The organism is Thermoanaerobacterium aotearoense, from assembly GCF_009905255.1.
Lineage (GTDB): Bacteria > Bacillota > Thermoanaerobacteria > Thermoanaerobacterales > Thermoanaerobacteraceae > Thermoanaerobacterium > Thermoanaerobacterium aotearoense.
Genome location: NZ_CP047602.1, coordinates 253,202 through 265,452, shown reverse-complemented (window position 1 = coordinate 265,452; position 12,251 = coordinate 253,202). Strand labels below are relative to the sequence as shown.

Genomic DNA, 12,251 nt, shown 5'->3' with positions numbered 1-12,251 from the left:
AAAAACAGGCTAATAAAGTATATGCTACGGGGTGAAAATTTATGAATCAGTAATTTATAACCTTTTGTACATAATCAACCGTCAGATCTTTCATCATAAAATCTATCATGCGAGATATCATGGCTGCCGCTTCTTCCCTCGTCAATGTGTCATTGGCATCTATGTTGCCATAGCTATCACCTTCTAATAATCCAATCTCATTTGCAACGTAAATATCTCTTTTAGCCCATGCAGGAATGCTGCTGTCATCTTTAAAGCCTGTATTGAAATTGCCTGATGGAGCAAGATTAGAAAGACCTAATGCTCTTATGAAAATAGCTGCCGCTTCCGCTCTTGTAAGTGGCTCATCAGGGCTAAACTGACTTGGAGCTGTTCCTGATATAAGCCCGGCTTGACTTGCTGCTTTTATGTATCCGTAATTGCTGTCAGAGGTGGATACATCTACAAACGGTGATACTTCTGCAGTTTTAGACTTTGAGTACCCTGTCGTCTTTGGAGCAGTGTAAGGTGCTAAATCTATGGCTTTTGCAACCGCAACTGTAAAATCAGCCCTCGTTATAGGAAGTTTTGGCCCAAAATACTTTGAGGTATTTGGGAAAACCTCCATGCTCATAAGCTTCAATATATCGTCATATCCCCATGTGCCATTTATATCAAGGACGTCTGGCACCACAAGCCTTTTTTCCTGCGGCACTTCGTCTAAACTTGCGCTACTTGAACCCGTATTTCTTCCTATTACATTGCCATTTCCATCAAACTCTGGCAAATCGTACGTATACGTCATGACGTCTTGTCCAGCCTGGCTTAAAAGATAACCACCTCTAAAGCTTATGTAGTTAGGATCATTTGTCACGTACTGAAGGTCAGAGCTTACAGTAAATGATACATTCACATCAGCAGTGCCGCTCCACGATACATTCGTGTTGTTAGAGACGGTATTACCTTCTATCGTGTAGTTAATCTGCTGTGTCTTTACACTGCCGTAAGCATGGCTATACCCTACTGTTTTGTCAGTTATGTCCACAACAATCGTTCCGCCGTTGTTGTTTAAGGTATACACCTTTCTTCCCGCAAAATTGCCTGCAAAGTAATCTACACCTGGGTTTATCGATTTAATGTCAGAGCCATTGAAATCATAAGATGACAGCCTGTAGACTTTGCCGCCCTCTGTTATGGTCTCTGAGAACCTGCTTAAAGTAGTGTTTGACTGCACTTGATTGTACTGATCCTTTGGCGTATCCACAGTAGTAAATGTCAATGTCCTTGTAAGCTTGCCACCATCACTGGATGACAATTGATACCTGTACGTTGACGTAGTAGTTCCAGATCTTGTAGACTGTGATACAGTAAGTTTCCCGTCAAACACGACAGGACTGCCTGTTATAAATACTACTTCCTTGTACTCATATTCGTTGGCGATGCCGCCTTCGTACCCGGCATCATTGGCAAAAGCGTACACTGGAATAGCCATAAGCAATAATATCAATATAATCATAATCTTCTTCATGCTGCATCTCCCCATTTACTGCTGTACAGTGACTATTATTCCTGAAGCGCCATCTCTCACTATGTAAAGACTGTCGCCGCTATTTAAGTCATTGACAGATATTACTTTGTTGTTCTTCACTATGACTGCCTTAGTGACATCTATAGAATCTAAAGACGTATTAAGCTCCCAATTGTTGTTGAGTCCATTCCAATCCATCACATTGTCCAAAGTCAAGACGTTACCATTAACGCTGCTTAACACTGCTTTACTCACCCTGTCTGTACTCACTAAAGGCCTTAAGTTTACGGCTATTGCATTGCCATTACTGGAAACGACGTACGCAGAATAATACGTAGAGCCGCTGTACTTCTGATTCAAAAATTGACTGTACGGTATGTTTGAAGGACTATTGCCAGTATTATCTACAATATATGTTTCATCACCGACGTAAAAAGTTTCGTCGCCATTGGCAACCCATTCGTTGTTGCTTAAAGATTCATCGCCGTAATCATTGCCACTGTAATAGTAGTAGTTGCCAAGCGTTATGGAGTCTGACGTGACAGTTATAATATTTCCTTTAGCGTAGTAGTATCCTGACGGGACGTTTGTATTCAATATGGATATGAAGTTTGCGCCTCCGCCTCTTGCAAACGAAATGTAAGCTTGGCTTACCTTCGACAACTGGTCTTTTGTCACCAAAAGCCCATCATTCAGTATGATGGTGCCATCATTTACGCTTACCTGGCGATTGTCGCTTAGTGTCACTGTCAAAGTGTTTCCATCGTACGATATGTTACCAACGTAGCTCATATTAAATCCATTTTGTATCGATACAAGTGTTGCAGTATCTATGCCATAATGGTTTTCAACCATTATGTACGCATCATATCCTTTGTATTTGTTAATATCGCTTACAGGTATTTTCAGCCCATTAAGGTAGACTGACGCGCCATCAAGGCTGTACATAGAATAGTCAGATGATGTATTCCATTGACCTTGCCTATATATTTGGACATCCTTAAGCTGTATCTTAGGGTTAAATCCAGAAACCCCTGATATAGTGCCTCTTATGACTGCAACAGCTTTATTGTAGTCCCCTTCTAAAAACACCTCATCAGGTGTATTGGAGCTTATGCTGCTGAAATAAAGCTTTATATACTCTCCGACCTTCAAATCTCCTACGCTTAGCGACCCACTTCCACCTTCAACAGGCATATCAACATTTGCCGTATACGTATTTCCATTGTCCAATGTTATTGAAACTTGGCTGCTATTCGTCTCTATATCGGTTATTTTTCCGCTGTCTTGCCTATCACCAAGATTGACCTGACCATTTCCGCTTAAATCGGTGTACGCAACATCTATTCTTGTGGCTGTGCTGCCAGAAACAGTGACTTTAGCCGTTTCCCCGTACTTTAAGTCGCTTATAGATGCATCTACCGAATTCATCGTAAGTTGCGTATTGTTGTTGTAGTATATTATATAGCTATTTCCACTGTCGTCTATAAGCCTAAAGCTTCCCTGCCAAACGGCATCGATGGTACCGCTTAAAACCGATGAAGATGCACTTTCTGTTTCGGCAAATACCACATTGCTGCCATTTGTGTAATATGTGATCCTATCACCATTTGTAATTAATGAAGATAATCCTGCAACACCGTTTTTCAACACTGCAAAGTCGTAATTTGCACTTTGAGAGTTTTCAGAAATCAATGCAATGTCTTGTCCGCTGTCATTTTTGATTTCGTAAGTGTACCTCATGCCGCCATTTACACTGTCTTTTTGTACGCTTTCAACATACCCCATATCCTTTGTGTATCCCATCATTGTATATGAGACATTGAAAGCCCTGCTTAGCACGGCTGCCATCTGTTCTCTCGTGATGTAATCGTTGGGGCCAAAATACCCATTTGTGTACCCGGACATTATTTTCGCCTCAATCGTCGCTTCTATGTATGGCAATTTGTCTGCATCAAATAGACTGCTGTCTTTGTATGAGTAAACGTACTGTGCATCTTTCCCATAGACAGGCGTCAGATTGATACCTTTAGCGATCCAATTGGCTATCTCCTGTCTTGTGGCATTTTTCGTAAAATCCAAAGACTGCTCCTGCTTTGACAGAAGCCCTGTATTTTTGGCAACGGTTATCACACCTTGTGCCCAACTATCTACCGTACCGCTGGAAGTAGTTCCAGCAGCAGCCGGTACTGCGCCAGATGCACTGTTTTGAGCCACTTGCATGTCTTTCTCTTTCCCCATAAGCCTTAATATCATGGCAAGTGCTTCTTCTCTTTTTAAATAATTTGTAGGATAATAAAGTCCATTTCCATTGCCTCTTATGACTGCCAAGGCTGTCATCCTCATTATATCGCCTTTTGCAAAGCTATTGCCTATATCTTTGTAAGACATATTTTCAAAAGTAGCTGTTGCATTGTTTACTCCAGAATAAACCGTTGAACCATAAGCAGACGCAAACATCAAAATGAATAAAATTGAAATCACGGTTATTGTCTTAATTAGCCTTTTCATAGCACATACCTCATCACAAATTAGAATCAACTACAGCATATCTTCCAGTATATAAAACATACCCTGAGACGTAATGCAAAACAGGATCTACGTATTGGTAATAAGTCGTGCTGCCATCAAAATTTTTTAATGACAGTGAACTATTTTTTGCTCTATTGCTGTAATAATTCATCGCTACATTTACAGCCTGTCTAAAGTTGGTCATGTGTGCCACAAGGCTGCCGCTTATCTCATCATAACTTATCTGATACACATCAGATACAATCGCACTTGATTTTCCAAGGCTTTTGTTTAAATCATCTATCGTCTTACCATCCAGCAATTTGACAGTAATCCTGTCCATGTCAGACGTCAAGTTTAAAGCCTGAGGTGAAAAGTTTATGCTGAAGTCGGAAGTCCTAACGATGATACTGCCACTTTTGCCGCTAAAGCTTTTTGGAATATTCACAACCCAAGTATTTGTATTGTTGTACTTGTACCCTGTCAAATCCACAGTGTATGTGCTGGAACTTGCAGCATCATTTCCCAGCGTAATGTATACTACACTGCCTGAAGCGTTTATGGATGTATTGCCTATGACATCTGGCACACCAGTATCGTACTTTGCGTTAGTTGAAGAATCAGTGTATGCAGATGCATAAGCAAAGCCGCTGTTGCCTTTATCGTTAATAGGCCTTAGCTCAAAATTGTAAAGAGTGTTAGGACTCAAACCATCGACGTAATACTCTAACTTGTCTGTTGATGCAATAAATGAATAATTTGCATCGGTGCTTCTTTTACCGTATATTTCATAGAGATTTGCGCCATTTACAGCATTCCAGTACAAATGTATGGCATGGTCATTTCCGTAAATCGTCTGGGCGTAAAATCCGGATGGATTGTCTGGCGCTGTCTGAACATACGTAAATCCGCCTGACAGCACAGCATCTGCGTAATCTGGATTCAATATCCTTACATCTACCTTTCCAGCAGTATGTTGTGGTGTGACAACAGTTATGGTGGTGTAATTATTGACAATCACTGACTGAGCCAATGCATCTCCAAAGTAAACGAGAAGTCCTGTTTTAAAATTGTCACCCGCAATCGTTACGGTATCTCCTCCTCTTGTTGATCCCGTATTAGGAGTTATAGATGTAATGACAGGGTTTGCACCTGTCTTAACGTAGGTAAATGCACCTTGCATTGTGGTACTTGCTCCGTCATCTACGTTGTACACCGTGACATCTATAGGTACATTGAGTAGACTCGGATCACCTGCCGGCGTCTTGACGACTATTTCTGTGCTACTGCTTGATACGACCGTAGCTTTATTTCCTTCAAAGTACACTGATACATTGCTTCTAAAATCGCTGCCAGTTATTGTAACAGTTGTACCACCTGCAATGCTTCCTTTTGATGGATCTACTTTAGTTATGGCAGGATTTGAAACAGGAGAAACGTACTCGATGTTTGCTGTAACTGTACCACCATCTGGATTTACAATCTTTAATGTCTTCACCCCTATGTCACTACTTGCTGGTGCCACAAATTTTATCTCACTGCCGCTTACTACAGTGACATTTGCCACTTCTACATCGTCAATGTAAACTTTAGAGCCTGGCCTCATTATTGTCGTACCATCGTAAACAGGAACAGCGAAATTAGAGCCCATCACAATTACATGTGTGGTGCCATTCACGTTGACCTTTGGTGGAATTATGCTACTTATTGTGGGTTTAGATTGAACGTACGTAAAGCCGTTATCCAGATATCCTATGCCTGTGTCGTAATTTACGACAGATACCCTTACAGGTCCCGGCACATTAGGAGGCGTCACAACCTTCAACGTGCCATAGTCTACGTATATTACCTTTGTGGCTTTCACATTGCCGAAATACACATCAGGCCCTATAGGGTTCCCATCGCTGTCTTTTAGTATATTGCCATTTTGGTCTTTTGCTATCCTAAAATCCTGCCCTGTTATTGTTATGGTATCGCCGCCATACGTAGAACCTGTATTAGGATCTATATTCGTTATGACAGGCAAGCTATTTGGAACAACGTAAGTGAACCCCGCTTCACCACTGTGAAGACCGTAAGTGTAGTTACCACCATCGTAGTTTATGACTGTGACGTAAGTCATTCCCGGATTTCCTGGAGGCGTCATAGCCTGTATTGTCGTGCCATCAGAGCTTACAGTAATATTTGTAGCAAGTTGTCCACCGATGTATACTTGTGCTCCTCGCCTAAAATCACTTCCCGTTATTGTTATGGCAGTGCCGCCGTTTACAGTACCTTGATCTGGAGTTATTGACGTTATGACGGGATTTGATTCAGGGACAAGATAGTGAAATTTCTGCGGCGATTTTGCTGTAGCCGTATCAGGGTTTACTACGGTTATATCGTAAAGCCCTGTATACTGCAGATCTGGTACAACTGCAGTTATGGTATTCTGATCTATTACGTACACATCGTCCATAACCGTATTGCCTATATAAACTGTCGCCCCATCGCTGTCGCCTATTTTTCTCGAAAAATCACTGCCAAAGATGTACACCAGAGTACCCTTTCCACCGTAATTGGGAGATACACTGGTTATTTTTGGGTTTGTCTCAATAAGCAAGTATTCAAATCCATCCTGCAATGATGCCGTACCGCCATCTGACGGATTAATAACCTGCACTATCTTTTGCCCCAATGTGCCTGCAGGTGTTACAGCATTTATTACAGTATTCCCCGACGTGACGCTTGTCACATTGGCCTGTACGCCATCAATGGTGACAATGCTTCCTGTCTCAAAATTGCTGCCTGTAATAGTTATCTGTGTACCGCCTTTCGTAGGTCCTTTATTAGGGGTCACAGAAGTAATCGTAGGAGTCTTCTGAGTGTCTTTTATTTCAAACCCGTTTTTAAGGGTGATTGTACCACCTGCTGTGCCATTTTCTCCATCGTAGTTAATAACCGTCACATCCTGCCATCCTATCGGATAAGGACTTGTCGTAACAGGCACTATCGCCTTTATCTGTGTCCCTATGTTTAACTTCTTTCCATCTATGATGTTGCCGCTATTGTCCACAACGCTTATAACCTGCAAATTTATATTTCCTATCGTCACCGTAGGATACACCGGAACGTATACGCCATTCTGAACAGTTTGCCCTACGTAGAAATCTGTCCCCGTTATTGTTATTAAATTTCCTCCATACTTAGATCCAAAATTTGTAAATACGTTTGTAATAGTGGGAGCAGTATAGTAGTAATAACCATTTGTCATCGTAGCAAATCCACGGTTTTGATCTGCATCCTTATTTACAACTTCAACATCTACATAGCCAAGGGCACTGCTCTTAGGAGTTACGACAGTCACTATCGACCTATTGCTGGAATCAATAGTCAAATCTTTTACAGTAGCCAAGACACCTCCAAAGTACACGCTGACACCTGGTCTTATGTCAAATCCTTGTATTGTGACAGTATCGCCGCCTGCCCTGCTGCCGCTATTTGGGGATATGCTTAGGATTTGAGGGTTTGAAGGAAGCGGATTGTACGTGAACTTATTGGCTGGCGAACTTTGCTCGGAGTACTGCATGACGACATTTCCATTGGAATCCATAATCGTCGTCTCTACTGTTACTACTACATCAACAGACATAGGCTGTCCTGGCGGGTTCAAAGTAATGCTCGGAGACAATACCTGCAAAATCTCCTGTCCACCAGATGGAGCATAAACATCCTCTATCACCGCCTTATTACCGCCAAATGTCACATAAAGCTTCCTTACTCTCGTACCTACTACATTTTGCCCTGTCACAGGATCTGTGTAAGTGTAGCTGCTATTAGTGTATGTTATCTCTGTATTGTCTGGGTTTGAGGTATACGTGGACGGATCGTCGCTTCTTTGGAAGTTGTAACCCCAAATAGTCACATCTGTGCTGCCATTTTCATAACCACTGTACGGATTCATGTCTATTGCCACAAGGCTGTCCTGTACAGCAAGGTAGAAGTATCCGTTTTGCTCTGTCACAGTGTACCCTGTAATAGGGTCTACTATGTCTACATTCACAGGCCCAGATTTTGAATAAGGTGGAGTTGTAACCTGTATTGCATCCATATTGTTTGTAAGACCAGGCAAACTTACCATTTGAACGTTTTGCCCTTGAACACCGCCAAACTTGACTATAAGATCTTGTCTTAAGTTTTGACCGACTATTATGACCTTCGTGCCACCGGATACTGTGCCAGCATTTGGCGTTATGCTGTCAATCGTTATGATAGAAGGCGTAGGAATTATTTGGAGTGCATTTACCAATGTGACTGTTGCACCATTTGATGCAATGATGTCGATGTTTTGATATGGCAATGTCGTATCCTTTGGAGCAGGCACTACTACGCTCATCTCGGTATCGCTTACTACCGTAACATTCCCACTATTTACAAGGTTTTCTCCAACGTAAACCCTCATGCCGCTTCCCAATGTGGAAAAGCCATGGCCGTATATCGTTATAGTATCGCCTACAATTGCTGTATACTTTGATAAGCTTGTTATGTCTTGATTGACTGCAGATAGATTCGTGCTGTACGTATTTGATTGACCGCCGTATATATTTGTAACGTTAATATTATATGTTGTATAAGGATCTATCCTTATGCTGGAAGGTATATCTGAAATCAAGACAGAGCCGCTTTGGGACACCACATTTGATGTTTCCCCGTTTATGTTGCCTACAGCTATATCGCTTAAATTGCTGCCTTCCATTCTTATGTACGACTGTGGCTGAGATATGCCCGTTACATTACCATTATTATCCCTCGTCACAGTCTTATAGTTGTCCAATGCTGCAGTTTGTATATTAGGATTGTCGATGTATGTAAATCCATTTGGTATTGCTGCACTTTGCCCATCGCTTCTATGGGCTATGATCATATAAGGCTTATTCAGCAAAAGACCGGCAGCACTCATTGTAGGAACCTTTGCGTATATCTTGCTTTCATTCACACTAAGTATTGTCAACTTCGTGTTGTCTGAAATAGAATCGATGTAAACCGCATCAATTTGAGATGTCATGTTTCCCGAGCTGTCAAATGTCATAAAAGCGCTACCATCTATCTCTATGGCTGTCGATGCATCATAAGGCCCTTTCGCAGGAGATGCCATAGTGCCATCATACCGCAATGACTCCACAGAAGTTATATTAGGCGGATTTGAAGCATAAGCTTTCGACATATTTCCTGGGAAAAACGAAAACAAAATGACAAATATCAACAATAGCGACACAAATCTCTTCATCACACACGCCCTCATTTCATCAGATACTTTATGCAAATGAAAAACTATATAATCCAATATATATATCGACATTTTTCTTTGAAATTTTATAGCTGAAAGCAAAAAAAAAAAAAAACGCTGCAATAAATGCAGCACACCATATTGGGTTGGGGGTGCAGAATATAAATTTAATTATGGGGAAAAGGGGAATCATTCTTACATGTCATATTATATTACAATAATTTGTCGAAATAAATAGGTCTTAAGACCCAAATTAATCCAAAATTTAATCAATTATTTGTAATTTTTTTCTTCAAACCGGCTTATTTTCAGCATTTTATAAAAGCGGATAAAAAAATATTTTTCGACAAAATATATTAACATACAACAAAATAACAAAGGAGGCAGTGAAATGTCAATATTAGAAATAAATTTCGTCCCTGTAGGAACAGGCAGCGCTTCTTACTCAAGTTTTGTGCAAGACGCTGTAGAACTTTTAAACACGAGAGGCCTCAAATACGCTGTTACACCTACATCGACAGTCATCGAAGGAAATACAGGAGAGCTTATGAAAGTAGCAGAAGAAATCCACAATATACCATTTAAAGATGGGGCCATGAGGGTCGTGACAAACATCATGATCGACGAAAGGCGAGATAAACCGGATAATATGGAAAAGAGAGTAAGTGAGGTAATCAGTTGATAGAATAAGCGCTTCTGCGCTTATTCTATCTTTGTTATGGCTTTTGTCAATTCATTTATAGAATTGGTCAAATTGTCTATCTTACCTTCGATTCTAACCAAAAGGTAAATGCTTACTACTATTGGAAACCCCAGATTGGCGATACCTGCAAAAATCTCATTCATGATGATCCTCCTTTATATATTTGATATTAAGTTGGATGTATCAAAGCCAATAATATGCAAAATAAACGCTAAAAGCGGGGTTGCCCCCGCCGTATTATTTGACTAAAAATTCTTTTTCGGTTGTGGATACAAGGCTGGCGCTAACTGCTTCTACCAGCTCACCGCCATTTGTGTCAAATATGTTTTTTGATATTATAGTATCCATCGCCGCTTTAACTTGGCTATCAGTAAGCGTTTCAAGTGCATTATCCACATTTATTCTGAAGTTGCTGCCAAGCTTATTTTTAAAGTTCATCTGAAGCTGTACCGCCACTTTTATACCTCCCTTCCTCGATAATCAATTTAAATTATCACTCTTGTGCCAGATCTACTTGGTTTATGCGGGTCACAGACTTCACAGGATATGTTTGAAGCCCGCTTAAAACTGCCGCCACATCCATCACATCCTGATCAAGTGCAGAACTTTTAATGTTATTGTAAGTTCTACTTCTTATGACATCGACGCCTCTTTCGTCCTTTCCAGTGATGTAGGATATGGAAATCCTTGATCCTTGCGGGGTTGATATAACTGCCATTTTAACACCTCCTTTTACTTTTTACACTTATAATATAGAAAAAGCGAAAAAATCTTACCCATAAAAAAACAGGAAATTATCTTTGTGATAACTTCCTGTTTTAAATCTATCTATTTTGCCAGCTCGTATATGGCACGAGCATATATCTTGGCGTTTAAGACGAGATCGTCTATCTCAATGTACTCATTTGCCTGATGGTCAAGATCTGGTTTGCCCGGGAAAATCGGTCCAAATGCCACCATGTTTTTCATCTCTTTGGCGTACGTTCCACCGCCAATCGACAACGGTTCATCTTTCCTTCCCGTCACATCTTCATATACTTTCATAAGGGTCTTTATTAGGAAATGATCTTTAGGGAAATAAAGCGGCGGCTGATGCATCATGTTTTCTACTCTCATTCCGTGTTTACTTATTTTCGCATTAAATGGATTCATCAAATCCTCGTACTTATAAGTCACAGGATACCTGATGTTTAAACCTATTGAACCTTTCTCCTCGTCAAAATTTATAGTGCCTACGTTAAACGAAAGCTCACCTGTGTCATCTTTTAAGTAAACTCCAAATGTCTTACCATCTGTCTCAAGCCCGACGTTTTTAGCAAAAAAGTCTATAAATTCTTTTACATCGTCTTCATCTTGGTAGATGACATTTAAAAACATCAAAAGCTGCATTATCGCATTCTTTCCAAGGTGTGGAAGGCTCCCATGTGCTGATACGCCACGAGATTTTACTACAAGCATGTCGTTTTCGACTTGGCTGTCTAAATCAAAACCTGAAACATCCTTAAATCTCTTAACCTCATCCTTAAAAGCTTTTCTTTTGTCTTCATCTTTTACATAAATGCCGCATTCACAGTAGTCTGGAACCATGTTAGGCCTATTGCCGCCTTTTATATACTTTATGACAATATTCTGAGATTTTTTTTCAAAATCTTTTACAACTTCAAACATGGTGATGCCTTTTTCTGCGTATATGACTGGATAATTGGCATCTGGCGTAAAGCCGATTGATGGTGATTCATCATGTTTAAGGTAATGCTCTATCTCTTTAGAGCCTGTCTCCTCATTTGTGCCAAAAAGTATCCTTACTCTCTTGTTTAATTTAAGTCCAGAATCTTTAATGGCCTTTAATGCGTAAAGAGCAGCCATTATAGGTCCTTTATCGTCTGTTGCCCCCCTGCCGTATATTTTACCATCATGGATTTCGCCGCCATAAGGTGGATACTCCCAGCCGTCCCCTTCAGGCACTACATCCAGATGCCCTAAGACGCCTACCATCTCATCGCCTTCCCCGTATTCTGCATACCCTACATATCCGTCTACATTTTTTGTCTTGAAGCCCAAACTTTTAGCTATGTCTAAAGCTAATTCCAATGCCTTTGCGACTCCTTCGCCATAAGGCATCCCCGGCTTCATGTCCCCCTCAGTGCTTTTTATCTTGATGATTTCTTGCGTCGACTTGACTAAGTCGTCTTTTAAAGCATCTACATACTGATCTAATACCATAAAAAGCCCTCCTATTTATTTAGTTTAATTACATTATAGTC

General features: G+C 40.7%; 8 protein-coding genes. 1 reads left to right on the top strand and 7 read right to left on the bottom strand.

All coding sequences use genetic code 11. The annotated features are described in order from the left end of the window. Nucleotides 1–46 precede the first annotated feature (46 nt). From GSH73_RS01260 to GSH73_RS01250, 3 genes are read right to left on the bottom strand one after another with little or no spacing between them, the layout of a single operon-like run. Nucleotides 47–1,507, bottom strand: coding sequence for an S-layer homology domain-containing protein (locus GSH73_RS01260; protein WP_014757253.1), 1,461 nt, complete (start codon nt 1,505–1,507; stop codon nt 47–49). Nucleotides 1,508–1,522: 15 nt separating this feature from the next. Further along, nucleotides 1,523–4,018 (bottom strand): S-layer homology domain-containing protein, encoded by a 2,496-nt coding sequence (locus tag GSH73_RS01255; protein WP_014757254.1) that lies wholly within the window; start codon nt 4,016–4,018, stop codon nt 1,523–1,525. Nucleotides 4,019–4,031: 13 nt separating this feature from the next. Beyond that, complete coding sequence (locus tag GSH73_RS01250; RefSeq protein WP_014757255.1) at nt 4,032–9,284, bottom strand: IPT/TIG domain-containing protein; 5,253 nt, start codon at nt 9,282–9,284, stop codon at nt 4,032–4,034. Between the two features lie 391 nt (nt 9,285–9,675). Here GSH73_RS01250 and GSH73_RS01245 point away from each other — a divergent pair, with 391 nt between their 5' ends. After that, entirely contained in the window at nt 9,676–9,966 is a 291-nt protein-coding gene (locus GSH73_RS01245; protein ID WP_014757256.1) for an MTH1187 family thiamine-binding protein, read from the top strand. Between the two features lie 20 nt (nt 9,967–9,986). Here GSH73_RS01245 and GSH73_RS01240 read toward each other — a convergent pair whose 3' ends face one another. The 4 genes from GSH73_RS01240 to pepV form a co-directional block, all read right to left on the bottom strand. After that, the gene (locus GSH73_RS01240) at nt 9,987–10,130 is read right to left on the bottom strand and encodes a YvrJ family protein (RefSeq protein ID WP_014757257.1); all 144 of its coding nucleotides are present in this window, start codon (nt 10,128–10,130) and stop codon (nt 9,987–9,989) included. A gap of 94 nt (nt 10,131–10,224) precedes the next feature. Further along, the gene (locus tag GSH73_RS01235) at nt 10,225–10,443 is read right to left on the bottom strand and encodes a DUF2922 domain-containing protein (RefSeq protein WP_014757258.1); all 219 of its coding nucleotides are present in this window, start codon (nt 10,441–10,443) and stop codon (nt 10,225–10,227) included. Between the two features lie 37 nt (nt 10,444–10,480). Further along, nucleotides 10,481–10,705, bottom strand: a complete 225-nt coding sequence (locus GSH73_RS01230; protein ID WP_014757259.1) for a DUF1659 domain-containing protein — start codon at nt 10,703–10,705, stop codon at nt 10,481–10,483. Nucleotides 10,706–10,815: 110 nt separating this feature from the next. After that, complete coding sequence (gene pepV / locus GSH73_RS01225) at nt 10,816–12,210, bottom strand: dipeptidase PepV (protein ID WP_014757260.1); 1,395 nt, start codon at nt 12,208–12,210, stop codon at nt 10,816–10,818. Nucleotides 12,211–12,251 lie beyond the last annotated feature (41 nt).